The 26,854-nt window shown below is 33.0% G+C and carries 21 protein-coding genes; 13 read left to right on the forward strand and 8 right to left on the reverse strand.

The features are described from left to right. Nucleotides 1–48: 48 nt before the first annotated feature. Together AB671_RS16915 and AB671_RS16920 are read left to right on the forward strand one after the other, a co-directional pair. Complete coding sequence (locus AB671_RS16915; RefSeq protein WP_082987341.1) at nucleotides 49–480, forward strand: hypothetical protein; 432 nt, start codon at nucleotides 49–51, stop codon at nucleotides 478–480. A 38-nt stretch (nucleotides 481–518) separates the two neighbouring features. Next, nucleotides 519–1,208 carry a Bax inhibitor-1 family protein gene (locus AB671_RS16920; protein ID WP_066679079.1) on the forward strand — a complete coding sequence of 230 codons (690 nt, stop codon included), beginning with the start codon at nucleotides 519–521 and terminating at the stop codon, nucleotides 1,206–1,208. A 216-nt stretch (nucleotides 1,209–1,424) separates the two neighbouring features. On the opposite strand, the gene AB671_RS16925 is transcribed toward AB671_RS16920, so the two are convergent. The 3 genes from AB671_RS16925 to AB671_RS16935 all read right to left on the reverse strand — a co-directional run bounded on the left by AB671_RS16925 (nucleotide 1,425) and on the right by AB671_RS16935 (nucleotide 2,778). Beyond that, nucleotides 1,425–1,673 carry a DUF6952 family protein gene (locus tag AB671_RS16925; RefSeq protein ID WP_047481054.1) on the reverse strand — a complete coding sequence of 83 codons (249 nt, stop codon included), beginning with the start codon at nucleotides 1,671–1,673 and terminating at the stop codon, nucleotides 1,425–1,427. Then, nucleotides 1,673–1,981 (reverse strand): thioredoxin family protein, encoded by a 309-nt coding sequence (locus tag AB671_RS16930; protein WP_066679077.1) that lies wholly within the window; start codon nucleotides 1,979–1,981, stop codon nucleotides 1,673–1,675. The genes AB671_RS16925 and AB671_RS16930 overlap by 1 nt, the downstream gene beginning before the upstream one ends. Before the next feature lie 164 nt (nucleotides 1,982–2,145). Further along, a complete protein-coding gene (locus tag AB671_RS16935) occupies nucleotides 2,146–2,778 on the reverse strand; it encodes a peroxiredoxin (protein WP_047443907.1) in 633 nt (210 codons plus the stop codon). A 291-nt stretch (nucleotides 2,779–3,069) separates the two neighbouring features. Between AB671_RS16935 and AB671_RS16940 the strand changes: the two genes are divergently transcribed. Beyond that, nucleotides 3,070–3,882: a GLPGLI family protein gene (locus tag AB671_RS16940; RefSeq protein ID WP_185114096.1), complete on the forward strand. Its 813-nt coding sequence runs from the start codon at nucleotides 3,070–3,072 to the stop codon at nucleotides 3,880–3,882. A 49-nt stretch (nucleotides 3,883–3,931) separates the two neighbouring features. Here the strand turns inward: AB671_RS16940 and AB671_RS16945 are convergent, their stop codons facing one another. Together AB671_RS16945 and AB671_RS16950 are read right to left on the reverse strand one after the other, a co-directional pair. After that, the gene (locus tag AB671_RS16945) at nucleotides 3,932–6,871 is read right to left on the reverse strand and encodes a M16 family metallopeptidase (protein WP_066679073.1); all 2,940 of its coding nucleotides are present in this window, start codon (nucleotides 6,869–6,871) and stop codon (nucleotides 3,932–3,934) included. Between the two features lie 8 nt (nucleotides 6,872–6,879). Further along, complete coding sequence (locus AB671_RS16950) at nucleotides 6,880–8,073, reverse strand: pyridoxal phosphate-dependent aminotransferase (RefSeq protein WP_066679072.1); 1,194 nt, start codon at nucleotides 8,071–8,073, stop codon at nucleotides 6,880–6,882. Nucleotides 8,074–8,165: 92 nt separating this feature from the next. On the opposite strand from AB671_RS16950, the gene rsmG reads away from it, so the two are divergent. The 4 genes from rsmG to AB671_RS16970 all read left to right on the forward strand — a co-directional run bounded on the left by rsmG (nucleotide 8,166) and on the right by AB671_RS16970 (nucleotide 12,504). Then, entirely contained in the window at nucleotides 8,166–8,801 is a 636-nt protein-coding gene (gene rsmG / locus AB671_RS16955) for a 16S rRNA (guanine(527)-N(7))-methyltransferase RsmG (RefSeq protein ID WP_066679071.1), read from the forward strand. A gap of 63 nt (nucleotides 8,802–8,864) precedes the next feature. After that, entirely contained in the window at nucleotides 8,865–9,272 is a 408-nt protein-coding gene (locus AB671_RS16960; RefSeq protein ID WP_066679070.1) for a hypothetical protein, read from the forward strand. Continuing rightward, entirely contained in the window at nucleotides 9,272–9,808 is a 537-nt protein-coding gene (locus AB671_RS16965) for a DUF922 domain-containing protein (protein ID WP_066679068.1), read from the forward strand. The genes AB671_RS16960 and AB671_RS16965 overlap by 1 nt, the downstream gene beginning before the upstream one ends. After that, nucleotides 9,805–12,504: a PD-(D/E)XK nuclease family protein gene (locus tag AB671_RS16970; protein WP_066679066.1), complete on the forward strand. Its 2,700-nt coding sequence runs from the start codon at nucleotides 9,805–9,807 to the stop codon at nucleotides 12,502–12,504. Before AB671_RS16965 ends, AB671_RS16970 begins: the two co-directional genes overlap by 4 nt. A 99-nt stretch (nucleotides 12,505–12,603) precedes the next feature. Here AB671_RS16970 and AB671_RS16975 read toward each other — a convergent pair whose 3' ends face one another. The 3 genes from AB671_RS16975 to AB671_RS16985 form a co-directional block, all read right to left on the reverse strand. After that, nucleotides 12,604–13,782, reverse strand: a complete 1,179-nt coding sequence (locus AB671_RS16975) for an acyl-CoA dehydrogenase family protein (protein ID WP_066679064.1) — start codon at nucleotides 13,780–13,782, stop codon at nucleotides 12,604–12,606. Nucleotides 13,783–13,854: 72 nt separating this feature from the next. Beyond that, nucleotides 13,855–14,595 (reverse strand): NUDIX hydrolase, encoded by a 741-nt coding sequence (locus tag AB671_RS16980; protein ID WP_066679059.1) that lies wholly within the window; start codon nucleotides 14,593–14,595, stop codon nucleotides 13,855–13,857. Between the two features lie 22 nt (nucleotides 14,596–14,617). Next, entirely contained in the window at nucleotides 14,618–15,802 is a 1,185-nt protein-coding gene (locus tag AB671_RS16985) for an MFS transporter (protein ID WP_066679057.1), read from the reverse strand. 179 nt (nucleotides 15,803–15,981) lie between these two features. Here AB671_RS16985 and AB671_RS16990 point away from each other — a divergent pair, with 179 nt between their 5' ends. From AB671_RS16990 to AB671_RS17015, 6 genes are all read left to right on the forward strand, one after another. After that, on the forward strand, nucleotides 15,982–18,777 hold the full coding sequence (locus AB671_RS16990; protein ID WP_066679055.1) for a SusC/RagA family TonB-linked outer membrane protein: 2,796 nt from the start codon (nucleotides 15,982–15,984) through the stop codon (nucleotides 18,775–18,777). A 10-nt stretch (nucleotides 18,778–18,787) separates the two neighbouring features. Further along, the gene (locus tag AB671_RS16995) at nucleotides 18,788–20,227 is read left to right on the forward strand and encodes a RagB/SusD family nutrient uptake outer membrane protein (protein ID WP_066679104.1); all 1,440 of its coding nucleotides are present in this window, start codon (nucleotides 18,788–18,790) and stop codon (nucleotides 20,225–20,227) included. 2 nt (nucleotides 20,228–20,229) lie between these two features. After that, nucleotides 20,230–21,660 carry a glycoside hydrolase family 30 protein gene (locus AB671_RS17000; protein ID WP_066679053.1) on the forward strand — a complete coding sequence of 477 codons (1,431 nt, stop codon included), beginning with the start codon at nucleotides 20,230–20,232 and terminating at the stop codon, nucleotides 21,658–21,660. Between the two features lie 141 nt (nucleotides 21,661–21,801). Beyond that, nucleotides 21,802–24,024, forward strand: coding sequence for a beta-glucosidase BglX (gene bglX, locus AB671_RS17005; RefSeq protein ID WP_066679051.1), 2,223 nt, complete (start codon nucleotides 21,802–21,804; stop codon nucleotides 24,022–24,024). A 345-nt stretch (nucleotides 24,025–24,369) separates the two neighbouring features. After that, nucleotides 24,370–25,173 (forward strand): family 16 glycosylhydrolase, encoded by an 804-nt coding sequence (locus AB671_RS17010; protein WP_066679049.1) that lies wholly within the window; start codon nucleotides 24,370–24,372, stop codon nucleotides 25,171–25,173. A gap of 87 nt (nucleotides 25,174–25,260) precedes the next feature. Next, nucleotides 25,261–26,700 (forward strand): glycoside hydrolase family 30 protein, encoded by a 1,440-nt coding sequence (locus AB671_RS17015; RefSeq protein WP_066679046.1) that lies wholly within the window; start codon nucleotides 25,261–25,263, stop codon nucleotides 26,698–26,700. Nucleotides 26,701–26,854 lie beyond the last annotated feature (154 nt).

A 26,854-nucleotide genomic window follows, 5' to 3' on the forward strand; every position in this document is an offset into this window, starting at 1 on the left:
ATATAATCAGTAAAACCAAATACCATTTACCTATGAAAAAATTAATTGTTGCTTTATGTTTTTTTATCGGTTTCATCTGCTTTTGCGCAGAATATAAGTAAAGTAGAGATTCAGAATCCACCAATGGATGCTGCAGCTTCAATTCCTAATGATAAAATTGAATTGTACAACCAGTCGTTCTCTAAATTTGTTTCTGCATTAAAAACCGCAGATAGACAAGCGGTTGCAACTCTAATTTCTGAAAAGGTAAAGAGTTTGGTGGATGAAAATATGATTCAGAGACTTTCTGGTGGAATAAGCTTTGAAAGAAAGACAGAAGTTTATTTGTCGGGCTACCAAAAGTTACCCGATAACCAGACTTATCCTGCAATTCAATATAAATATGTAGATGACAAAAATGACCCGCCGAGAGATTTGATTACGGTAATTTTTGAAAATGATGGTAAAATTCTTGGTGTAAAACCGGATTACAGTAATTAGAAGTAATTAGAAATAATTAAATTATAAATAGAGAACTTATGATGACAGATGTTTTAGTCGCGCATTCTTCGGATGTAGAAAAGGCTAGTTTTTACAAAAAAACCTATTTGCATGTTGCTTTTGCAATTCTTGCATTTATTGCTGTTGAAACTACTTTATTAGCCGTTGTTCCGGGCGAAATAGTGTATATGATGGTTGGGCAGAAATACAGCTGGCTTTTAGTTTTGGGAATATTTTGGTTGGCTTCTTTTTTAGCAAACAAATGGTCTTTAGCTCAAAGCAGATCTACTCAATATTTAGGTCTTGCTCTTTATACTTTGCTTCAGGCAATTATCTTTTTACCAATGATGTATATGGCGATGGCTTATCCTAATACGGGGCAATTGATTTTTCAGGCAGCAACGCTTACTATTGCTATGTTTGCTGGAGTTTCCGCAGTAGCTTTTACTTCTAAAAGAGATTTTTCATTCCTTAGAAACATTATTACCATCGGAGGATTTATTGCTTTAGGATTAATTGTTGCCGGAATGATTTTCGGTTTCGATCTTGGACTTTGGTTCTCGGTAGGGATGGTAATCTTAGCTTCTGTGACTATTTTATATCAAACAAGTAAACTGAAAGATTCTTACACAACAGATCAGTATGTGGGCGCTTCTTTACAGCTTTTCGCTTCTATTATGCTATTATTCTGGTATATCTTAAGAATTTTAATGAGCAGAAGAAGCTAGTTTTAGTGAGAAATTACGAATTATAAGTTATGAGTTTAATCAAAATTTTATAATTCACTTTTATAAACCCAAAAAATCCTGATGTCTTTTCATCGGGATTTTATTTTTGGTTTTTTAAACACAAATAGCAGTAATTTACTCACAAATAACACAATTTTTAAATTAAATATTTGTGCAGATTAGTGAAAAAATATTCGTGGAATCAGTGTTTAAATATTACTTGTCAATTGATCCTAAAACCTTTTGAGCAAAAGAGTTTAAAGCATCTTTTTCACTCATTCCGTTTTGTACATTAGCGTGAACTTCCAAAGCTCCACAGATATTGGTAATCAATTCACCTGCAACATTCATATCTTCTTCTGTAGTTCCTCTAAACTCTGTGAAAGATTCTAAAACCTCTAAAGTTTTTTCTAAATTTTCCGGAGTTTGGTTTTGATAAAACTGTCTGATTACTGGTAACTTCATTATGCTAATTCATTAAAAAGGTTAATTAAACTTTCCGCTTGGTTAGACTGCACTTGGTTGACCAATTCACCGTCTTTGAAAATTGCGAAAGTAGGTAAGTTGTCAACTTTTGCTAATTTTCTGCTTTCCGGTAATTTTTCTGCATCTACATATAGAAAAGGAATTGCGTCATTTTCAGCTGCCAGTTTTTTAAATTTAGGCTTCATAATTCTGCAGTTTCCGCACCATGTTGCGCCGTATTGTACGACTACTTTTTCGTTGTCGTTAACGATATTTTGTAACGTATCTTCTGTTAATTCTGTATACATAATTTTAATTTGAAAATTTGGAAATTTATTAATTTGAAAATGCTAATAAATAATCCGGTGAATAATTTTATTTTGAAAATATCAAGAAATAGAAAATGAGATAATTTTTAAATAATCATGTGATCAATTTTCAAATTATCTCATTTTCAAATCACCACATTATCTTAGTTCTTTGCTAAATATTCAGCAGTAGAAGTTCTGTCAGCTTTCATTGCATCTTTACCTTCTTCCCAGTTTGCAGGGCAAACTTCACCGTGCTTCTGAACGTGAGTATAAGCATCGATCAATCTTAAATATTCTTTTACGTTTCTTCCTAGAGGCATATCATTTACCGACTCGTGGAATACTTTTCCTGTTTCGTCGATCAAATAAGTTGCTCTGTACGTTACGTTTGAACCTGTGAAGTACTCATTTCCTTCTTCGTCAAACTCTAGATCTTGATCTACAATATCTAATAAATTTGCCAATTGTCTGTGAGTATCAGCTAAAAGCGGATAAGTAACTCCTTCAATACCACCGTTGTCTTTTGAAACATTCAACCAAGCAAAGTGTACTTCGTTTGTATCGCAAGAAGCACCGATTACTTTAGTGTTTCTTTTTTCAAACTCACCTAAAGCTTCTTGAAATGCGTGAAGCTCAGTCGGGCAAACAAAAGTAAAATCTTTTGGATACCAGAATAAAATCACTTTTTGTTGGTTTTTTGTAGTTTCTTCGAAGATGTTGATTCTAAGATCATCACCCATTTCAGACATTGCGTCAATCGTTACGTTTGGAAATTTTTTACCTACTAAAGACATAATTTTCTAATTTTTAATTTGATTAATTTTACAATGCAAATATACATAGTTTCGTCTATTGAAAAAATAGTTTTCGATAAATAAAATCTATAATAGTTTTTTTAGAATGAATCAAAAAAAGAGCTTCGAAAGAAGCTCTTTCTGGTTTTAGTAACTTAGTATAATTGACTTCCTAATTATAGTTCTTAATATATGTTACTTGTAATTTTAGCTAAATTATTGATTTATATAAATTTAAAAAACAATGAAACATAAAAGCTTATTTCTCATTATAATCGTATCTTCATGATTATGAAAACACACACATGGTTTTTCTTTTTTATAATTATATTTTCAAACAATATTTCCGGTCAAAATAAAACATTTAAATATGATTTTAAATACAAACCGAATTCATTAAAAGATAGTATAATTTTAGAAAAGACTGTTTTAGACATTAAAGACGGAGGCTTATCTATTTTCAGAACAGAACAAGAAAAAAAATCAGATTCATTGATAGCTTTTACTGGATACGGTTTCGGAACATCACTTAGATTTGAAAATCAGTTTTATATTATAAAGAAAATATCTGAAAATAGAATCTTTAAAAGTATAAAAACAATGTTTAGAGAAGTTTTTTTGATAAACATTAACGAAAAATTTGATTGGATTATTTTACCTGAAAAAGATAAAATCGAAGCTTTTGAAGTTCAGAAAGCAACACTAAATTATGGCGGAAGAAACTGGACAGCATGGTTTGCAAATGAAATTCCTATTCAAGATGGACCTTATATTTTTCATGGTTTACCAGGTTTGATTGTTAAAATTTCGGATGACCAGAATAATTTCATATTTAATTTAACCGAAATTAAAGACTTAAAACAAAAAATTTATTACAGAAATAAAGGCTCTGAAATAACTTGGGATCAATTAAAAAAAATGTCTAAAAATTTTTATACGGATCCTTTAGCCCATGTAAAATCAATGGGAATTCTGTTTAAAAAAGATGATGGAGTTGGAGGTGTGGTTGCTGTTGATATGAAAAGCGAATCAGAAAGAATGAAACAAATGATTCTAGAAAATAACAATCCAATAGAACTCAACCATAAAATTGATTACAAATAATTTTTAGATTAAATAAAAAAAAGAGCTTCTTTCAAAGCTCTTTCTGGTTTTAGTAACCGAATATTTCTGTAAGACTTAACTTTTTAAGCTCACCTAATTTCAGCAAATCTTCATCCTTTACTTTATCTTGTGCAGCAACAAGGCAGTAAGTGTAATTTTTCCCTTTCATTTCCTTATCATGGAAAGTATTGATGTCTGCAAAATTCAGTTTCGGAGACTGTTCGTAGACACTTTTTCTCCTGTCATAATTGAGACCTAATTTTTGAGCTGCTAAATAAGAGAAAATAATTCCATCCTGGGTAATTCTTTCTGCAGCAATTGTCTTTCTTAATCCACTTTTTGCAGTTTCAAATAACTGCTCAGATTTTGGAAGAGACGTTAAAAGCTCGTTCATAGCAGTTGTAGATTCATTCAGCTTATCGGCCTGAGTTCCCACGTAAGCCGTAATCATATTTTTATTTTCTTTTTTGTTTGGTTGACCAAAATATGCATAAGTAGAATATGCTAAAGCTTTAGATTCTCTAATCGTCTGGAAAACAATAGATCCCATTCCACCACCAAAATAATTATTAAACAAACTTATTGTAGGACTAAGTTCTGGATTGTAATTATCCGCATTTCTTACCCAGAAAACTTCAGCTTGTACCATATCATAATTGGCAAACAAAACTTTATTTTTATCTGTAGGAATCTGCGCAAAAGTTTTAGATTTTGGCATTTCTTTCAACGTTGCCGGAACTTTATGAATCAGCGTTAAAGAAGATGCAACTTCGTGTGCAGATTTTGGTCCGTAGTGAAGAATTTTATGTTTATAATTAAACAAATCATGAAGAATATTCACCAGATCTTCCGCTTTTAAAGCATCTAATTCAGCATCGGTTAAAACATTATTAAAAGGATTTTGAGAGCCATACTGAGCATAACTTCTTAGTCCGCTCATGATTATTCCTTTGTTCTGTTTTGCGTTGGCTCTAGCTTTTTTTACTCTAGCTTTGTAAGCGGTTAAAGCAGCTTCATCAGCCTGACAGTTTTTAATTAAATCTTCAAATAAATCTGCTGTTTTATCAAAGTTATCATTTAAACCTTCTAAAGAAACATAAGTTTCTTCATTACCTGCACTTACATTAAAGCTTGAAGCCAGTTTGTAAAATTCTTTACTGATCGCTTCAGAAGACTTATTTTTTGTTCCTAAATACTGTAAATATTCTGCTGCTAAAGGAAGTATTTTATTGTTCCATTTTCCTGAATCGAAGTAATAATACAATCTAAAAAGTTCATTATCTGTATTTTTTACAGAAAGTACATCTACACTTTTCACTTTGCTTTTAGCAATATCTTTATCAAAATTTAACCAAACCGGAGAAATAGTATTTTCCGGCATCTCATCGATCTTTTTAAGAAACGAAGAGTTATCTTCTCTGTTTACAGAAACCGGCGTTATTGTTGGCTTATCTACTTTTACAATACTTTTATCTTCGCCTTTTTTCTTATAAACTGCGACATAATTGTTATTCTGAAGATATTTAGATGCAAAATCCATAATATCTTTTTTGGTAAGCTTAGAGATTTCCTCTAGATATTCCAAAGAAGCTTTGTGGTCGATATCAGAGGTGAATTCATCCATTAAAATACTTGCTCTTGAAGAATATTTTTCATCTTTCTGAATGATGTTTTTCTTCTCGTTATTTACGATAGATTGAATTAAATCATCCGAAAATTCACCTTTTCTAAGTTTTTCAATTTCCTGAAGAAGAAGATTTTTCACTTCATCCAAAGACTGACCTTCTGTTGGTCTTCCTTGTAAAAGCAACACCGAATAATCTTTTAAAACATACGGAAAAGCATAAGCTCCCAAAAGCTTTTGTTTTTTTACAAGGTCCAAATCGATCAACCCGGCTTGTCCGTTGGTCAGCATATTTCCAATTAAAGTCAAAAGTCTTGCATCTTTGGTCGTAGCTCCCGGAAATCTGAATCCCATCATTACACTTTCAGGATTAGGGCCTACAACTTCTTTTATAACAGGTGATGCAATTGGTTTTTCCTGTCCTACAACGTATTCAGGAACGGTTTTAGACTTCATGTAAGAAAAAGCCTTATCAATTTTAGCGATCATCTCATCCGGATTGAAATCTCCGGACATGATCACTCCCATATTATTGGGAACGTAATAATTGTTATAATAGTCTCTAATAGCCTTTAAAGAAGGGTTTTTCAAGTGCTCGATTGTTCCGATAGTGGTTTGCTTTCCGTAATTATTATTCGGAAATAAAGTTTCAAATATTTTATCATATACTTTGTCGGTATCATCATCTAAACTTCTGTTTTTCTCTTCATAAACTGCTTCAAGCTCTGTATGGAAAAGCCTTAAAACAGGCGCTCTGAAACGTTCAGACTGTACAGCCAAAAATTTATCAACTGCATTGGCCGGAATATCTTCCACATACACAGTTTGTTCGAAAGATGTAAATGCATTAGTTCCATCTGCTCCCATTCCTGCCATCATTTTGTCGTATTCATTGGCAATGGCGTAGTTTGCAGCTTCTCCGGAAACCTTATCTATTTCTTTATAAATTTCTTTTCTTTTGGCTTCATCTTTTGTCTGGTTGTATTTCTCATAAAGAGCATCAACTTTGTCTAAAAGAGGTTTTTCTTTTGCCCAATCTTTCGATCCAAACTTATCTGTTCCTTTAAAAAGCATATGTTCCAGATAATGTGCAAGACCGGTGTGAGTTGACGGATCGGTTTTGCTCCCTGCTTTTGTAGCAATATAAGTCTGAATTCTTGGTTCTTTATTAGTAGCACTTAAAATTACGGTTAATCCGTTTTTAAGCTTATAATATCTTGCAGAAGTAGGATCGTTGGTTACATATTTATAGGTATAACCATTTGATTTTGCTTCTTTCCACTGGAAATCCTGAGCTTGAGCATATCCACAGAAACTTGCTGCTGCAATACTGGTTACAATCGTTAATTTTTTAAATAAATTCATGGTTGTTTTTAATTAAATTTTTCTAATAATACTTTTATTCTTCTCATCGCTTCTCTTAATTCTTCTTCAGAAGCTGCATAAGAAAATCTGATACATTCCGGACTTCCGAATGAAACTCCACCAACACAACCTACATGAGCATTTTCTAAAATAAACATGGCAAAATCATCGGCATCTTTTATTTCAGTTCCGTCTAATGTTTTTCCGATATAATGAGAAATATCCGGGAAGAAATAGAAAGCAGCTTTCGGTAAAAGCACTTTAAATCCAGGAATTTCCTTCATCAAACTGTACACAAGATCTCTTCTTGTTTTGAAAGCATCAATCATATATTTATATTCTGAAGGATCAGTTTTTAAAGCAACAATTGAAGCTCTCTGAGCAACAGTATTCGCTCCGCTCGTCATTTGTCCCTGAATTTTTTCACAAGCTTTTGCCAACCATTCCGGACAAGCAGAATAACCGATTCTCCAGCCTGTCATTGCAAAAGCTTTAGACATTCCGTTGATTACTGCGGTTTGCTCATAAACTTCAGGAAACTGAGCGATAGATGTAGTTTTAGTTTCGTAATTGATATATTCGTAGATTTCGTCAGAAATTACCGTTACATGAGGATATTTAGCAATAACTTTTGCCAAAGATTTCAATTCATCATACGTATAATATCCACCTGAAGGGTTACAAGGTGAGCTGAAAAGAACAGCTTTTGTTTTTTCGTTAATCGCTTCATCAAGCTGTTCTGCCGTGATTTTAAAATCAGTAATATAAGAAGTAGGAAGCATCACGGAATTCCCACCCATCATTTTTACCATTTCATCATAGCTTACCCAGAAAGGAGTAGGAAGAATTACTTCATCTCCATCATTGATAATGGCTGCTAAAACATTAATAATTGCTTGTTTAGCACCGTTTGAAACACAGATTTGTGTAGGTTTATAATCGAGTTGATTGTCTCTTTTTAGTTTTTCAGAAATTGCCTGACGAAGTTCTAAAAATCCCGGAACAGGAGAGTAGTGGCTGTAATTTTCATTGATTGCCGTAAAAGCAGCTTCTTTGATATTATCGGGAACATCAAAATCCGGTTCGCCTAATGTTAAAGAAATCACATCTATTCCACTGGCTTTCATTTCTCTAGCTTTGTTTGACATGACGAATGTCTGCGAGTAACCCAACCTGTTTACTCTGTCTGAAAGTTTATTCATGTATTCTTTTTGTCTTTTTAACAAATATATATAAAAACTTAATTTGAATAAACTGTTAATAAAACTTATTTTTGCCCCTTAGAATTACTTTTATGTCGATAGCAATCATTCAAAAATACTTTCCGGATCTTACAGAAAAACAAATTGAGCAGTTTACAATGCTTGAAGGCCTGTATGGAGAATGGAACGAGAAAATAAACGTCATCTCCCGAAAAGATATGGAATCTCTTTATGAGAAGCATATTCTGCATTCTTTAGGCATCGCAAAAATCATGGAATTTGCTCCCGGAACAAAAGTTTTAGACGTGGGAACAGGTGGTGGTTTTCCAGGAATTCCTTTAGCAATTTTGTTTCCTGAAACTCAGTTTACTTTAATTGATTCTATTGGTAAGAAAATTACAGTGGTAAATGCTGTTGCAGAAGGTGTCGGATTGTCAAATCTTACTGCCATTCATGGAAGAGCAGAAAAAGTAAAAGAAAAATTCCATTTCGTGGTAAGTCGCGCCGTTACTCAAATGCCTGAATTTTTAAGATGGTTAAAAGGTAAATTTGAAAAAGAACAGATTAATGCAAAACATAACGGAGTTTTATATCTAAAAGGTGGAGATCTTGCCGAAGAACTTGCCGGTTTGAAATGTGAGCTTTTCAGTCTTAAAAACTACTTCGACGAAGAGTTTTTTGACACTAAAAAGGTTGTTTATCTTTCAAAAGGTAATTTTAATTCTTAAAATATGTTAATTCGTATTTATTTTCACTAAATTTATCTTTCCAAACGATCAAAATCCAATATCATGAACTCTCTATTAAAAATAAGTTTCGCTGCGGCAGTTTTAGGTGCTTTTTTTACTTCATGTAAAGATGATGATGATTATCAAACGATACAATCTGTAGATAAAGTAAAAATTGACAGTGTGAAAATCGTTAGTGACACGATGAGTGTTTTCTCGGTTCAAAGCATCAGAACCTATTCGACATATGCTTCAACATGTAGAGGATTTTATGGATACGATTATGCTCATACTGGAGAATTTGATAGAGATGTTACCGCTTATCAATACCTCACCAATGGGATGTGTTCGCAGGCAAATCATAAATCAGCCAATCAAATCAATTTTAGTCCAAGAAAAAAAGGAAAATACACATTCAGATTTTGGAATGGTAATAACAACTGGATTACTAAAACAATTGTAGTGGAATAATGAAGTTTTTTTTAATCGTTTTTTTATTGATTTTCAATATTGTTTCGGCTCAAAATATCTATTGGAGTGAAAATCAAAAATTGGTTTGGGATAATTTTAAAAGCAAAATCAATAATCTGGGTGGTTCAACGGTTGTAGCTTATACTCATTGCGGTTGGGAATATTCTGCAACCACATCGAGTGACCCTAAAGTTCCGGTAAAAATCACTATTCAAACGGTTTTTAATGAAAATAAATCATGGAAAGATGGTAAAAGAATCAATGATTATGTATTGCTTCATGAGCAGAAACACTTTGATATTGCTGAAATTTACGCCAGAAAATTAAGAAAGGAAGTTTCAGAAAAAATAAAAACTACTGCCGATTACAATAAGTTTTTCAAAACAATTTACGCTAGGATTTCTTCAGAATACAAAAATTATCAAGCTGACTATGACCGTGTAACCGAACATGGGATGAATAAAGAAAAACAGGCAGAATACAATGTTTTAATTAGCGAAGAACTCGAAAATCTAAAAAACTACCAGAAAATTTGAAATTTTTAAACAAAATAATCGATGAATTATTAATTCAAAACACTGATTTATCGCAATTCAATATTGTTCTTCCCGGTAAAAGACCCATCGTTTTTATACGTCAGATTTTAGAAGAAAATAATTACTCAGGATTTCTTCCCAATTTTTATACAATTGAGGAGCTGATTATCAATATTGTAGACCATCAGACAATCCAGGGAATCTCTCTATGGCTTTTTGCATTTGATGTTTATAAAGGTTTAAATCTTATTCCAAACGACGATTTTTCTGAGTTTTTAAAATGGTTTCCTACTTTGCAGAAAGATTGGGATGATATTTTAAAATTTTCCGATTCCGATGAAGCCGTTTTGCAATATATGTTTGATGAAGAACGTATTAAAGAATGGGCACAGGATTTAGGTGACGAAGATGAAGTTCCAAGAAAGAAATTCCTGAATTTCTGGAGGAATATGAATGTCTTTCTTCCTGTATTAAAAGAAAAATTACGAGAAAAAAATTGGGCAACTCCGGGAATGATCCACGAGTCTGCCAAAGCAAAAATAGGAGAGTTTGCAAAAAACAATACCGAAAATTTTGTTTTCTGTGGTTTTAATGCATTTACTCCGGTTGAAGAAAAACTCGTGAGAGGTCTTCTGCAATGGAATAAAGCGCAATGTTTTTTTCAGGGAGACAAATATTATTTTGATGACGAAAGACAGGAAGCTGGAAAGTTTCTCAGAAGTCATAAAATGTGGAAAGAATTTGATGATGACAGAGCTTTCAATTGGATTGAGGACGATTTTAACCAGCCTAAAAACATAAAAGTCTACGAAGTTTCAGGTAATGTAACGCAAACCAAGATTCTACCTGAATTATTTAAAAATATTAATAATAAAACATACACGAATACCGCTGTTGTTTTGCTTGATGAAAACCTTCTTCCTGCAAGTCTGGATGTAATGCATGAAGTTGAAAACCTAAATATTACGATGGGATTTCCGCTGAAGAATCTTTCTTTTTCTAATGCGGTGAAGCAACTTTTTTATCTTCAAAAACAGCTTGAAAAAAGCAAAACCTCTTATTACTACCGTGATGTTTATCCTATTCTTGAAGAACTTCCGAAATCTGCAGAAGATGAAAAAATTATCAGTGATTTTAAATCTAAAATAGAAGAAAGAAACATTGTTTATATTTCACAAAAGCTTTTAAAAGAACTTCTGGAAAATCTTTCCTATTTTAATTTGCTTCAAAAAGCAAAATCCTGTTATCAGTTTTTAGATGATTTAATTGATTTTTGCAAGAGAATAAAGTGGTTACAGTTGGATGATATTCAATATGAAAACGTTTCTCATTTTGAAAACGCATTCAGGATTATCAAAAATCAAATCACTCCTTATGGTTTTAGAATCAAGATGGACACGCTTGAAGTTCTCATCAACCAACATATCAATTCAGAAAGTATCGATTTTCAGGGTGAACCGCTAAAAGGTCTTCAGGTAATGGGACTTTTGGAAACCCGTCTATTAAATTTTGAGAACGTAATTCTATTATCGGTTAATGAAGGAAAATTACCACTTGGAAACTCGCAAAACACCTATATTCCTTTTGATATCAGAAGATATTTTGACCTGCATACTTTCCTTGAAAACGACAGTATTTATGCCTATCATTTCTATCGTTTAATTCAGGATGCGCAGAATGTACATTTGCTTTTTAATGCTTTAAGTTCGGGAGTGAATACCGGAGAAAAGAGCCGGTTTATTACTCAGATCGAAATGGAAAGCTCCCATCACATCGAGCATGTTATTGTCGAGAATTCTTCAGAGCCAATTTTAAATCAGCCCATCGAAGTTTTTAAAACGGATATTGTTCAACAGCAGCTTTTAAAGTGGAAAGATAAAGTTTCGGCTTCCCATTTAACGAGTTACCTCTATAATCCGATTGATTTTTATCTTTCAAAAATTTTGAATACCTCTGAAGCAGACGAAATTGAAGAAGAATTATCAATTAGAAATTACGGTAATTTAGTTCATTATACGCTTCAAGAAGTTTATGAAGTATTGAAAGGTAAAGTTTTAAAATTAAATGATTTACAAAATTCAATTAAACGGATAGATGAATTTATCACTATTGCTATTGAGAAACTAAAACATCAGCCTGAATTTTATGACAAAGGGATGAATTATATTCACAAAGCCATTGCTAAAAAAGTAATTGAAAATATTCTTAATTACGATTTGGAGTTGATAAAAGCAGGCAATTCTTTAGAGATAATTGACATTGAAAGAAGGTTTGAAAGCGTAGATTTTTACCTGAATGAAGATAAAACGGATAAGGTTTCTTTCTTTGGTTTTATTGACCGAATCGATAAGCTAAACGGAACGATTAGGATTATCGATTATAAAACTGCAAAAACGAAAAATCTTACGGTAAAAATTGATGAATTAAACAAGTCAGACTATTTCCAAAACAGTGACAGAAAACAGGCGATGCAGCTTTGTTTATATCAATATGTAATTCAAAGTTTACCAGAGTTTTGGGGATTTCCAATAGAAACCGGGATTTGGAGCTTTGCTGATGCTAAAAAAGGGGTCGTATCGCTGGAATTTGCTTTGGGAAGTCTTGATGAAGCAATGATCTCTATTCAAAATTTAATACATGAAATTCTGAATCCGGAAATTAGTTTTCTTGAAAATGTGAAAAATTATAATTATTAATTTGACCAAAGCTAATAGATTGGAAAAATTAATTTTAGAAGTATAAAAACCTCACAGGTCTTTAAAAATCTGTGAGGTTTTAAAAATATTATTTTTAGCCTAAAAAGCGTTAATTCCTGTAATATCAAGGCCTGTGATCAACAAGTGAACATCGTGTGTTCCTTCGTAAGTAATTACCGATTCTAGGTTTGCAGCGTGACGCATCATAGGAAATTCTCCCATAATTCCCATGCCGCCAAGAATTTGTCGTGATTCTCTTGCAATATCGATTGCCATTTTTACGTTATTCCTTTTCGCCATAGAAATCTGAGCCGGACTTGCTTTGTGGTCGTTTTTTAAATTCCCCAACTGTAGACAAAGTAATTGAGCCTTAGTAATTTCTGTTAGAAATTCTGCTAATTTTTTCTGTTGCAACTGGAATCCACCGATTGGTTTTCCGAACTGTTTTCTTTCTTTAGAATATTGAACAGCCGTACAGTAACAATCGATTGCTGCACCAATCACACCCCAAGAAATTCCGTATCTCGCAGAATTTAAACAAGACAAAGGTCCTTTTAATCCTGTAACATTTGGAAGTAAGTTCTCTTTAGGTACTTTCACGTCGTTAAACACCAACTCACCGGTTTTAGATGCTCTTAGGCTCCACTTATTATGTGTTTCAGGAGTGGTAAAACCTTCCATTCCTCTTTCAACGATCAATCCCTGTACCTTTCCTTCTTCATTTTTAGCCCAAATTACTGCGATATCGCACAAAGGAGAATTGGTGATCCACATTTTAGCGCCATTCAAAAGGTAATGATCTCCCATATCTTTAAAGTAGGTTTCCATAGAACTAGGGTCTGAACCGTGATTGGGCTCTGTAAGACCGAAAGATCCAATCATTTCACCAGACGCTAATTTTGGTAAGTATTTTCTTTTTTGCTCTTCAGAACCAAATTCATTGATTGGAAACATCACCAAAGAACTTTGCACAGATGCTGCAGAACGTACCGCAGAATCTCCTCTTTCCAATTCCTGCATAATCAAACCGTAAGAAATCTGATCAAGACCAGAACCACCGTATTCTTCAGGGATGTAAGGTCCTAAAGCACCAATTTTCCCCAATTCTCTCATTAAATTTGGTAAATCGGTGTGATTTTGAGCTGCCTGATCAATATTTGGCATTACAAAGCTTTCAACCCAATCTCTTACAGATTGACGAATAAGCTTGTGTTCTTCGGTAAGTAAAGCATCAATTCCATAATAATCAGGGATGCTTGTAAGAGGATAATATGACATGTAATTTAATTTCTCTAAAAATAAGATTTTTTCGGAATGCTGAAAAGAAAACTTCTTTAAAGAGAAAAAAAACTATTTTTTGATGAATTTATAGAGATAAGGTGCTTTATTTGCTGACCCATCGAATAATTTCTCCATTCTTTCCAAAGAATTAGTACTTAATATTTTACGTTGGAAGTTATTTCGTCTGAATTTTTCACCCAAAATGGTTTCATACAACGACTGTAAATCTTTCATCGTAAATTTTTCAGGCAATAAATTACTTGCTGCAACTTGAGTATCGATATTTTTTCGCAGATATTCTAATCCTTCAGCAATTACTCTGTCGTGATCAAATGCCATTTGTGGAAGTTTATTTACTTCAAACCATGCGCAAGATTCGTTAAAAGCATCGGGAAAAGTATTTGCCATCGTAAAATCAATCAGACTACAGTATCCAACTGTGATAAATCTTTGTAAAATCCAGTGATCTTTAGGAACATCTAAACCTTTATTATTGATTAATGTTTTGTGAACATTATTTTCCGTTCTGTTCAGTCTTCCAAAAGTATGAAACTGCTCTAAAAATAAACCTTTAAGATGTGTTCTTTCATACAAAACACGATCTGCCGCTTCTCTTAAATCTTCATCTATAAAAACAAAACCACCGGGAAGAGAATACAAATTAAGATCGTGGTATTTTAATAGTAAGACTTTCAGGATATTATCATGAAACCCAAAAATAGTGCAGTCAACCGACACATTGGGTATAAGGTCTTTGCTATCAATAAGTTCTTTTAAAGTTTCTATGTTTTTATTGTGATCAGTTTTCATGCGGTAAAAATAAAATTATTTTTTAAATTTTATTAGAGCTAAGTTTAAAATAAGAATATGCTAAAACAGAAACCATAATTACAGCTCCCAGAATATACAGAGAATAATAGGTAAGCATCTGATTTTTAAATAATATTGAAATTGAAATCGAATTGATTGAGCTGCTTATTGAAGATACACTTACTATTAAAGAAGTAAAAGCATTGATTTTATCCTTGTCAATTTTTGCAATCATTTTTGAGTTAATCACCGGATAGAGTGGTGCGAGAAACAAACCGATGACTGGAAAAAGGAATAATAAAATCTTCGCATTTTCACTAAAATAAAACTGAATTCCTGAAATGATAACCAACAAAAATATAATCATCATTACACAAATCATAAAATATTTTGATAGCGGAAATCGCTGAATAATCTTTGATGTAATCGTTCTACCCGTGTAAGAAAAAAGCGCCAAAAATGAGGATGCCTGAAGTGCAAAGAAAGAATTAACTTTTAAATGATCTTTGTAAAATGCAGGAAGCCAGGAATTAAAACTCTGTTCGATAAAAATAATAAAAAAGCTTACTGCAAAAAAAAGGATAAATGTTGTTTTACCAAATCCTGATAAATCAGGGAAGATTCTCGTGCTTTTGTTTTCCGGTTCAGCAATTTTAATTTTCGAAAAAAGATAAACGGTAAAAAAAGAAATCAGAGAAATAGACATAAAACCAAACTTCCAATATTCACCAAATTGACTGGAAATCAACCATCCAAAACCGGTATTAACTGTAAAAATACCGATCATAAAAGAAGCTTCAACGCTATTCATAGTTTTAGCTAATGACTTTTCTTCGGTCATATTATTCCGGATAATACCGTAAACACATATTTTTCCTATCGCAAAACAGGTTCCGATGATTGCAAACCATAATTTGAAAAACCAAAATACTTCAACAAACGGTAAAAACAGCGAACAGGTTCCTACAATCATCAAAGCAAATATCAATGATTTTTTTGTTCCAAATCTGCTGATAAAATTAACGGCAAAAAGTGAGAATATTGCAATCGGTAAATCTTTGAATGACTCTAAAAAACCAAGCTTATCATAGGTGATTTTCTGCTCAGAAAGCTGAAGAATAACAATCCCCATACAATTTAAAACCATTGAAAAAACAAGGAAAGTAAGTTTCAGCGGAAGTGAAATATTTGGTTGCTTAGCGGTCATTTTGGGAATTTATATTAGTCTCAATTTAACAAATAATCAAGTATTTATTAAAAATTAACAGCCTTTGATTGCCCAAAAATACTGGAAATATTAAAATAATTATTAAATAAATGTTAATTAATGGAAAAAAAAATATATTTTTATTGTCTCAATTTGAGAATTAAAAAACTTAACTGTATATGGATGTAAAAATATCAAGAAGCTTAGGGATTATTGCCGCACTTTATTTTACGGCAAATTTCAATGCACAGACTACGCCGCGCGATACTGTTTCAAAAGAGCAGAAGATAGAGGAAGTAGTAGTTATTGGTTATGGTTCAGTAAAAAAATCAAACCTTACGAGTGCGGTATCTACAGTGAAAGCTGATGCTTTTGCCGATAGACCAATAACAAATGTTGCTCAAGCTTTACAAGGTAACGCGGCAGGAGTAAATGTAGTTCAACCTTCAGGTAAACCTGGCGCAGCATTAGACGTGAAAATTAGAGGGAATACATCTATTACATCGAGTACATCTCCTTTATATGTTGTAGATGGAATTCAGACAACAGACATTAGCGGTATCAATACAGATGATATTGTAGAAATGAGTATATTAAAAGATGCAACATCTACAGCAATATATGGTATAAATGGTTCAAGTGGAGTTGTTCTCATAACTACAAAAAGAGGTAAAAGTAATAAGCCTCAGTTAGGTTTTAATGCATATTGGGGCTTCTCAAAGAAGGTGAATAATATTAATATATTGAATCTGGATCAATATAAATCTTTAATGAGTGAGATTAACCCTGCAGATCTTGCCACAATCAATAATCCAATGTATGCTGGTATCAACACGAATTGGGAAGATAAAGTGTATCAGAATGGGTTTGATCAAAACTATAACGTAAATTATTCTTTTGGCAATGAAAATGTAAAGGCTTATACTTCGTTAGGATATCAAGGAACAGATGGAATCATTACACCATCTAGGTTTGATCGATATTCTTTTAAAGTAAATTTGGATGCAAATATTGCAAAATGGTTAAAATTCAATACAAGTCTAAATTATATAAAAACAGATTTATCAAGTACTTCAGATAATCTGAGCACAGCAAGAGGAGGAATTGTTTTGGCAGCTCTTAATACCCCTTCTTTTTTACCAATTTATGGTTCTGAAGTTAATAACATTCCTACTAATACTGATGGCAGTATAAAAGATGGATATAAACCTGGGCAATTTGCTCCAAATCCACTTCAGTCTTCATGGGAAAATCCTGTAGCTTATCAGTCGAGAATAGATGAAACCTATAATAATCGATTTATGAGTAATTTTGGTTTTGATGTTACCTTAGCAAAAAATTTAGTTTTCAAACCCAGCGTATCTTTAGATGTAGTGGATACTAAAAGAATGAATTTTGTAAATGGTTACCAAACTAATTATGGAAGACAAGAACAAGGTACGGGTAGCCTGAATAGAAGTACATGGCAAAATATTTTATATGAAGGCACATTAAATTATAATTTCAAGTCTGGAGCTAATGATTTACAATTATTATTAGGAGGAAATGTAAGAGACGGAAAATATATTAATAATAGCCAATGGGGGAAAATGTTTCCTGAAGACACTAATGAATTCGTTTATGAATTAGCGAAACAGCCTCACTATAACTATACTTCTACAGATTTAAGAGAAATTTCAGGTTTTTTACGAGCGATCTATACTTTTAACAATAAGTACACAGTAATGGGAATAATGAAAGCACAATCGTCATCTGCACTATCTAAAGATAACAGATGGGGATACTTTCCTGGACTTTCCGCTGGTTGGGTGATTTCTAATGAAAATTTTCTTAAAGACAATTCATATATAAGCTATTTGAAATTGAGAGGAGGATGGGGAAAAGCGGGTAATGCATCAGGAATTAGCGCTTATTCCGCATATTACCTTCAAAGACTTTCGGAATTAGGATATAATGAAGATGGAACTCCAAAAGGTTCATGGAGCCCTTATCAGTTTAGTAATACTGATTTAACGTGGGAAACTACAACAGATAGTAATATTGGATTAGATGCTAATTTCCTCAATAATCGTATCAAATTTACGGCGGATATTTATAAAAGAGATACAAAGAATTTAATAATGGGCATTGTCTTTCCAATCGCAACATATAGTTACAATACAAACGTTGGTTCTGTGGAAAATAGAGGTCTTGAACTTTCTTTGAATACTGCTAATATTAAAACTGCAAATTTTAGTTGGAATACAAGCTTTAATATTTCTTTTACAAAAAATGAGATTCAATCAATCAATTACATTCCTGTATCCTATGCTGCATATAATGAGACTGTGGGAGAATATATTACAAGATTTGCTCCTGGAGTAGCGATAGGAAGTTTTTATGGTTATCAAGTACAAGGCGTAGATTCTACATTAGGAAATTTAACTTATAAAGATCTTAATGGAAATGGAGCTTTCGACGCTGGCGATCGTACTACAATAGGAAATCCAAACCCGAAGTATACTTTTGGCTTTACAAATCATTTTAATTATAAAGGATTATATTTAGATGTATTAATTACGGGATCACAAGGTGGTGATATATTCAATGCGTCAAGATTAGATTTAGAATTAATGAATGATTTTAAAAATCAATCTACGATCGTATTAGATAGATGGAAAACACCGGGGCAAATTACTAATATACCTAAAGCTAAAGATCCCGAGTCATTACATATTTCTGATCGTTTTGTAGAAGACGGATCTTATATTAAGCTTAAAGCAGTAACATTAGGTTATAATTTTAAAAACTTATTTAAAGGTATTTCTAATGTTAATGTTTATGTCACAGGGCAAAATCTTCATACTTGGACTAAATATAGTGGTTTCGATCCTGAAGTCAATGCATATTCAGGATCTGCGGGAATTCTTGGTATCGACTATGGTACTTATCCTCAAGTTAGAACATTTATTATTGGTCTTAAAACAACTTTCTAAATTTAAAACAATGAAAATCAACAAAATAATATACTCAATTTCTGTTTCTGCTCTATTTTTCACAGCAGTTTCTTGTGATAGATATTTAGATACTGAACCCATTTCTGATCAGACAGTCGATATAAATAATCCTATTGCAACTGCAGGAAATGCAGAAGAAGCAATGACAACTATTTATTCTGATTTTGGCAATGAATATTGGCAATTAGACTATTTTCTAAATGGTGATTCTCAAACAGATATTTCATATGCAGGAGGTGATAATGTGCAAAACTTTCAACAAGATGAATATAGAATATTAGCAACTAATACCAATGTAAATAGAGATTGGGGTTATCTAAGTAATTTTATGGATCATTGTAATAAAATCCTTAATTATGTAGATGGAGCTGAAGGATTATCTACTGCTAGAAAGAATCAGATGAAAGCTGAGGCATCCATTTTCCGAGGAATGTATTTGTTTCATATGGTACAGCTTTGGGGTGATGTTCCTGTGGTAACAAAATCATTCATAACCATCAATTCAGAAAATTTCAATGAAGCTTATACTCAATTATATCCAAAAAGACAGTCTGTAAATGATGTGTATGCTCAAATAATTTCTGATTTGGAGGGAGCTATTGCAAATGCACCTGCTTCATCAGAAAAGTATAAAGCTAATAAAGGAACTGCTTACGCATTATTGGCGAAAGTTTATGCTACAAAGCCAAATCCAGATTGGGCAAAAGTAAAGGAGTATTCTGATTTAGTTATTTCTCAAGGATATTCTTTACTTCCTGTTTATTCTCATTTGTTTGATAGTAATCATGAAGCAAACGTAGAGTCAATTTTTGAAGTTAATGGCAATGCAAGCAATATTTGGGCTTGGTGTACTTCTATGTTTGTGGGCACTGATTGGAAAAAGTTCAATACTCCTTCAAATGATTTAGTGAAAACATTTAATGACTTAGGTGATACACAAAGATTAAATACTACTGTTAAATTTTCATCTGTAACTTGGTCAGATACTTATTGGGCAAGTAATAATTTTCCATTTATGAATAAAATGCGATTGATTGATGGAAATCAAAATTTCTATATCCTCCGTTTTGCAGATATTTTATTATTAAAAGCTGAAGCTGATATTCATTTTGGGAATTTTTCAGAAGCTCAAACTTTAATAAATCAAGTAAGGAGCAGAGTAGCTCTTCCCCCAATTACTATTACATCTGAAGATGATGGTATAAATAAAGTATTATCGGAAAGAAAATTAGAATTAGCATTCGAAGGCCATCGTTGGTTTGATTTGAAGCGTACAGGAAAGGCAATTTCGATTCTATCGCAACAAAAAAATGGCAATGGAACAACTCTTCCTTACGCAGCCAATATTAATCAAAACAGACTCCTATGGCCAATTCCTCAGGCACAAATTGATAAAAATCAAAATTTAACTCAAAATCCTGGATATTAAATATGTTAAATAAAAATTCATATAGTTTCTTTTTAAAAAGTACTGCACTGCTATTTAGCGGTGTGGTACTTTTGCCTTTATCGTCGTGTAAATCTGTAGCAAATACAGAAAATAAAGTTCAAATCTGGATGACAAAAGGTGATGAAAGCGTAAAATTACAGCAGCAAAATGCATTAACTTTTGTAAATACTTCTAATAACTTTCAGAATATTGAAATTGACGACGCTCAAAAGTTTCAATATATTGATGGTTTTGGATATACATTGACCGGCGGAAGTGTTGAAGTAATCAATCGTCTCTCGCCTTCAAAAAGAAAAGCACTTTTAAACGAACTTTTCGGAAATGACAAGAACTCAATTTCAATAAGTTATTTAAGATTGAGCATTGGTGCATCCGATTTGGATGGCGAGGTTTTTTCTTATGACGATTTAGCGGAGGGTCAAACCGATCCTTCTCTTTCTAAATTCAGTTTGGCAAGAGATAAAGATTTGATTTCAATGCTAAAAGAAATTTTAGCCATTAATCCTAAAATCAAAATCATCGCAGCTCCTTGGTCACCTCCTGTTTGGATGAAAGATAATGGTAAATCGATTGGTGGAAGTTTAAAAACTGAATATTATGATGTTTACGCAAAATATTTCGTAAAATATATTCAGGGAATGAAGAAAGAAGGAATTACTATTGATGCCGTGACTCCGCAAAACGAGCCTTTACATCCCGGAAATAATCCAAGTTTACTGATGGTTTCAGATCAGCAGAGAGATTTTATTAAGCAAAGTTTAGGTCCGATTTTTAAATCAAATAATATTAAAACCAAAATCGTTGTTTACGATCACAATTGCAATAAACCTGAATATGCCATCAATATTTTAAATGATTCAGAAGCCAATCAATATATCGACGGTTCGGCTTTTCATTTGTATGAAGGTGATATTTCAGCTTTGAGTACTGTTCACGATGCGCATCCAGATAAAAATCTTTATTTTACAGAACAATGGACAGGTGCAAAAGGTACTTTTAATGAAGATCTAAACTGGCACACCAGAAATGTTGTCATCGGATCGATGAGAAACTGGAGTAAAATTGCTTTAGAATGGAATTTAGCGAATGATACTCAATACAAACCGCATACACCGGGAGGTTGTACAGAATGTAAAGGAGCAATTACGGTTTCAGACAGTGAAAATTTCACAAGAAATGTTGCGTATTATATTATTGCTCATGCTTCAAAATTTGTTCCTGCAAATTCTCAGAGAATAGCTTCTACACAAACGGAAAACTTGGCTACGGTTGCTTTTAAAACTCCAGCAGGAAAAATAGTTTTGATTGTTCAGAACAACAATAAATCCGATGAAAGTTTCAATATAAAATATAATCAGAAAATTGCTCCGGTTACAATTACCGGGAGTTCTGTTGCAACCTATATTTTTTAAATTAAAGTTATTATTGATTGGTAAAACTTCGTTTTTCTTTGCTAAGTAAAACATCTTAGCGAACTTAAAAAATCAACAGCATTATTTGCAAGAAAATCTTTGCGAACTTTGCTTTTAGAAACATACCAAAACTAATTATAAATGAAGAAGATATATTTCATATTAGCATTTACAGTATTCGGTTTCAATGTTTTTGGACAAAAAACAATTGATCAGAAAGTTTCTGAACTGTTGTCTAAAATGACATTGGAAGAGAAAGTAGGGCAGTTGGTTCAATACAGCGGTTTTGAATACGCAACGGGCCCGCAAAACTCAAATTCTGCAACAGTTTTAGAAGAAATAAAAAAAGGAAAAGTTGGTTCTATGCTCAATGTTGCAGGAGCAGAAGAAACGAAAAAATTTCAGGAATTAGCTTTAAAATCTAGATTAAAAATTCCTTTACTCTTTGGTCAGGATGTAATTCATGGGTACAGAACAACATTTCCCGTGAATTTGGGTCAGGCTGCAAGTTGGGATTTAAAATTAATTGAAAAATCAGAACGAATCGCTGCAACTGAAGCTTCCGCATACGGAATTCACTGGACTTTTGCACCAATGGTCGACATTGCAAGAGATCCGAGATGGGGAAGAGTCATGGAAGGTTCCGGTGAAGATACGTATCTGGGAATGCAAATTGGTTTGGCAAGAATCAAAGGTTTTCAGGGAAAAGGTCTCGGAAATGTTGATGCGATAATGGCTTGTGCGAAACATTTTGCAGCATACGGCGCTGCAGTCGGCGGAAGAGATTATAATTCTGTGGATATGAGCTTAAGGCAATTACACGAAACTTACTTACCTCCTTTCAAAGCAGCAGCAGAAGCCGGAGTTGCTACTTTCATGAACTCTTTTAATGACATCAATGGAATTCCGGCAACGGCAAACAAATATATTTTAAGAGATCTTTTAAAAGACCAATGGAATTATAAAGGTTTTGTAGTTTCAGATTGGGGAAGTATCGGAGAAATGGTTCCTCACGGATATGCCAAAGACAATAAAGAAGCTGCCGAAAAAGCCATGAACGCAGGAACTGATATGGATATGGAAAGCCGTGCTTACATGGCTGAACTTCCAAAATTGATCCAGGAAGGGAAAGTTGATGCTAAGTTGATCGATGACGCAACGAGAAGAATTTTGGTTAAAAAATTTGAAATGGGATTATTTGATGATCCTTACAGATTTAGCAGTGAAAAGAGGCAGAAAGAACAATTAAACAATCGGGAAAATAGAAAATTTGGTAGAGAATTTGGTTCAAAATCTATTGTTTTGCTTAAGAATGAAAAGAATATTCTTCCGCTTTCAAAAACAACAAAAACTGTGGCATTGATTGGTCCTTTTGGAAAAGAAACAGTTGCCAATCATGGTTTTTGGTCAATCGCATTTAAAGATGATGATCAAAGAATTGTAACGCAGTTTGATGGAATTAAAAATCAATTAGATAAAAATTCTACTTTGTTGTATGCAAAAGGTGCCAATGTTGATGATCAGAACAAATCCATGTTTGCAGAAGCGGTAGAAACTGCGAAAAAAGCAGATGTTGTAATCATGACCTTAGGTGAAGGTCATGCGATGAGTGGAGAAGCCAAAAGCAGAAGCAACATTCATTTTTCGGGAGTTCAGGAAGAACTTTTAAAAGAAATTGCTAAAACCGGGAAACCGATCGTCTTAATGATCAATGCAGGAAGACCTTTGGTTTTTGATTGGGCTGCAGATAATATTCCAACCATTGTTTACACTTGGTGGCTGGGAACTGAGGCAGGAAATTCTATCGCAGATGTTCTTTTTGGAACCGTAAATCCGGGTGGAAAACTTCCAATGTCTTTTCCTAGAACTGAAGGACAAATTCCTGTTTATTACAATCATTACAATACAGGAAGACCAGCAAAAAACAACACCGACAGAAATTACGTTTCAGCATATATCGACCTTGATAATGACCCGAAATTTCCATTCGGTTATGGTTTAAGCTATACTCAGTTTAAATATTCTGAGATAAATTTAAGTTCAACCAACCTTAAAGGAAATCAAAGTTTAAATATCAGTGTACATATTTCCAACATCGGAAATTACGATGGGGAAGAAGTGGTGCAGTTGTACATCAGAGATCTCTTCGGAAAAGTGGTAAGACCTGTAAAAGAGTTGAAGGGTTTCCAAAAAGTTTTTATTAAAAAAGGAGAAACCAAGACGGTCAATTTCACTTTAACTCCAGAAAATTTAAAATTCTACGATGATGAATTGAATTATGACTGGGAAGCAGGAGATTTCGATATCATGGTAGGGACTGATTCTCAAAATGTTCAGACAAAAAGAATCAATTGGACAAAATAAATAATAGTTTTCATTACCAAAAGCGGGTTTTATCCCGCTTTTGGTGGTAAAAGACGAAACATTTATACGCAATATTTGTCATGCTAAAAGAATTTAATAATCTCTGTGGACATGTTTTCAGTATGATAAATTTTAAAATAAATGATAATTAAATGAAAAATTAATATTGAGACTGTAATTTTAAGAAGCAAGATATTGCGAGAAAGTATCTTTTTGAAGCCAGTTTCATAAAATCAATGAAATTGATTCTATCTTTGCTCCTTAAGATTAACTTAATTTTTAAATACGATCTTTGCCTTTTAAAAATATATGATCAATTAATAAAAATAGTAACTAAGAATCTCGATGAAATATCAACATATTATTACCATTTTAATAGGAGGAGCTTTAGTTTCTTCAGCATTAAGTTGTGCTTCAAACAAATTTGATTCAAGCAGAAAATTAATTTGGAATGATGAATTTAATAGAAAAGGACTACCGGATTCCACAAAATGGAATTATGATCATGGTGGAAGTGGTTTTGGAAATGAGGAAGCACAGTTCTACACAAAAAAACGTCTGGAAAATGCTAGGGTAGAAAAGGGAAAACTTATTATTGAAGCCAGAAAAGAAGATTGGGAAGAAAAAAAATATACCTCAGCAAGGCTTTTAACAAAAGGAAAGTTTTCTTTACAGTACGGAACTGTGGAAGTGAGAGCCAAACTTCCGAAAGGTCGAGGAACTTGGCCTGCCATCTGGATGCTGAGTGAAAAAATGAGAAAATGGCCCAATGATGGAGAAATCGACATTATGGAACATGTGGGGTACAATCAGGGGCATATTCATGCTTCAGCTCATACAAAAGATTATAAACAAAAGATTAACACGCAGAAAACTGATACTGTTATTGTAAAAGATGCAAGTGAGAAATTCCATGTTTACAAAATGAACTGGACCCCTGAAAAAATAGAGGTTTATGTAGATAATAAAAAGTTTTTCACCTGTATAAACGAAGAAAAAATCTATGATGCATGGGCTTTTGATCAGCCGTATTTTATTATTTTAAATCTTGCGATCGGTGGATCCTGGGGCGGAATAAAAGGAATTGACGATACCATTTTTCCTCAAAAATATTACATTGATTATGTAAGAGTATTTAAAAATAAATAAAATTCCCTCATTTGGAAATTTTGCGAGAATTCGAAATGATTTTTAATGGAATGTTTTAATTGAAATATAAAAAAGAAGAAGAAATAAATGAAAAAGCTAATTGTAAGTTGTTTTGTGGTCGGAATGGCTTTGAATATGAACGCACAAAATTACTGGAAAAAAAATGCTGGCAAATCTGCAAAAGTGATCTTTACCAATTCTAAAACCAATGAAAAAATGGTTGATAAAGGAATGGTGAAATTCGAAAAAATGGCTCAGCCAAAAGAAACGGATGCCTGTATTTTTGTTGATCCAGATTTTAAATATCAGAAATTAATTGGAATAGGAGGCGCAATTACTGATGCATCTGCTGAAACTTTTTATAAACTTCCAAAGGATAAGCAGAAAGAAATTATTGAAGCTTATTATGGCAAAAACGGCTTGGGATATACGGTTGTTCGTACCAACATGAACTCGTGCGATTTTTCAAGCGATTCATATACTTACGTTACAGAAAATGATACAGCTTTAAGATCATTCAATGTGGCACATGATGAAAAGTATAAGATCCCAATGATCAAGGAAGCTCAGAAAGCAATTGGAAAAGATTTTACCTTTTATTTTTCACCATGGAGCCCGCCTTCTTGGATGAAATCTAACAAAAGTATGCTGAAAGGAGGAAGATTAGAATATCCTTTTTACCAGACTTGGGCAGATTATTATATTAAATTTATCAAAGAATACGAAAAAAGAGGGATCAATGTCTGGGGACTGACCATTCAGAACGAACCAATGGCAACTCAAACCTGGGAATCCTGTATCTATACGGCTGAAGAAGAAGGGGAGTTCCTTAAAAAGAATTTAGGGCCTACACTTTGGAAAAATGGCTTTAAAGATAAAAAAGTAATGATTTGGGATCACAATCGTGATTTGATCTACCAAAGAGCAACGACAACTTTAAGCGATCCTGAAACTTCAAAATACGCTCACGGAATCGGCTACCACTGGTACGAAACATGGAACAATAAAACGCAGCTGTTTGATAACTTATCAGAAACTCAAAGAGCATTTCCCGATAAGTTTTTGGCATTTACCGAAGGTTGTAAAGAGCAATTTGATATGTCTAAGATTTATGATGTAAGTTTAGGTGAATTATATGGGAAAAATATGATCAATGATTTCAATAAAGGAACTGCTCTATGGACAGACTGGAACGTACTTTTAGACGAAACTGGCGGGCCCAATCATGTAGGGAATTTTTGTTTTGCTCCAATTATAGCAGATACAAAAACAGGCGAAGTTCATTATACATATGAGTATTATTATGTGGGTCATGTTTCAAAATTCATCAAGCCCAATGCTCAAAGAATCGGGACTTCATCGAACAGAGCGGCTTTGACGTCCACAACTTTCATGAATGAAAACGGACAGTTGGTTACCGTGATCATGAATGATTCTGATAATGACATCGATACTAATCTTTGGATCGAAGGGATGTCTGCAAAATTATCTGCACCTGCACATTCTATTCAGACCGTAATTTTATAACACTTCATATTAATATTTTTAATTAAAATTCGGCGGAGCCTTTGGTTTCGCCGTTAAAAATCGTAATCAGCCTATTAATGGTAGATTGCGATTTTTTTGTTTGGAAAAACTCCAACATTTTATCGACTTTCAAATTTCAAACCCTTTCTAAAAA

Origin of the sequence: Chryseobacterium sp. BGARF1 (assembly GCF_001677955.1) — a bacterium.
In the GTDB taxonomy this organism is placed as follows: Bacteria; Bacteroidota; Bacteroidia; order Flavobacteriales; family Weeksellaceae; genus Chryseobacterium.

Excerpts from the sequence above, each read along its gene's own strand:
- AB671_RS16925 (WP_047481054.1), bottom strand. The coding sequence starts at position 1,673 with ATGAAGTTACCAGTAATCAGACAGTTTTATCAAAACCAAACTCCGGAA.
- AB671_RS16960 (WP_066679070.1), top strand. The coding sequence starts at position 8,865 with ATGAACTCTCTATTAAAAATAAGTTTCGCTGCGGCAGTTTTAGGTGCT.
- AB671_RS16995 (WP_066679104.1), top strand. The coding sequence starts at position 18,788 with ATGAAAATCAACAAAATAATATACTCAATTTCTGTTTCTGCTCTATTT.
- AB671_RS16930 (WP_066679077.1), bottom strand. The coding sequence starts at position 1,981 with ATGTATACAGAATTAACAGAAGATACGTTACAAAATATCGTTAACGAC.
- AB671_RS16950 (WP_066679072.1), bottom strand. The coding sequence starts at position 8,073 with ATGAATAAACTTTCAGACAGAGTAAACAGGTTGGGTTACTCGCAGACA.
- AB671_RS16980 (WP_066679059.1), bottom strand. The coding sequence starts at position 14,595 with ATGAAAACTGATCACAATAAAAACATAGAAACTTTAAAAGAACTTATT.
- AB671_RS16935 (WP_047443907.1), bottom strand. The coding sequence starts at position 2,778 with ATGTCTTTAGTAGGTAAAAAATTTCCAAACGTAACGATTGACGCAATG.
- AB671_RS17010 (WP_066679049.1), top strand. The coding sequence starts at position 24,370 with ATGAAATATCAACATATTATTACCATTTTAATAGGAGGAGCTTTAGTT.
- AB671_RS17015 (WP_066679046.1), top strand. The coding sequence starts at position 25,261 with ATGAAAAAGCTAATTGTAAGTTGTTTTGTGGTCGGAATGGCTTTGAAT.
- AB671_RS16975 (WP_066679064.1), bottom strand. The coding sequence starts at position 13,782 with ATGTCATATTATCCTCTTACAAGCATCCCTGATTATTATGGAATTGAT.
- AB671_RS16945 (WP_066679073.1), bottom strand. The coding sequence starts at position 6,871 with ATGAATTTATTTAAAAAATTAACGATTGTAACCAGTATTGCAGCAGCA.
- AB671_RS16985 (WP_066679057.1), bottom strand. The coding sequence starts at position 15,802 with ATGACCGCTAAGCAACCAAATATTTCACTTCCGCTGAAACTTACTTTC.
- bglX (WP_066679051.1), top strand. The coding sequence starts at position 21,802 with ATGAAGAAGATATATTTCATATTAGCATTTACAGTATTCGGTTTCAAT.
- AB671_RS16920 (WP_066679079.1), top strand. The coding sequence starts at position 519 with ATGATGACAGATGTTTTAGTCGCGCATTCTTCGGATGTAGAAAAGGCT.
- AB671_RS17000 (WP_066679053.1), top strand. The coding sequence starts at position 20,230 with ATGTTAAATAAAAATTCATATAGTTTCTTTTTAAAAAGTACTGCACTG.
- AB671_RS16990 (WP_066679055.1), top strand. The coding sequence starts at position 15,982 with ATGGATGTAAAAATATCAAGAAGCTTAGGGATTATTGCCGCACTTTAT.
- rsmG (WP_066679071.1), top strand. The coding sequence starts at position 8,166 with ATGTCGATAGCAATCATTCAAAAATACTTTCCGGATCTTACAGAAAAA.
- AB671_RS16965 (WP_066679068.1), top strand. The coding sequence starts at position 9,272 with ATGAAGTTTTTTTTAATCGTTTTTTTATTGATTTTCAATATTGTTTCG.
- AB671_RS16940 (WP_185114096.1), top strand. The coding sequence starts at position 3,070 with ATGAAAACACACACATGGTTTTTCTTTTTTATAATTATATTTTCAAAC.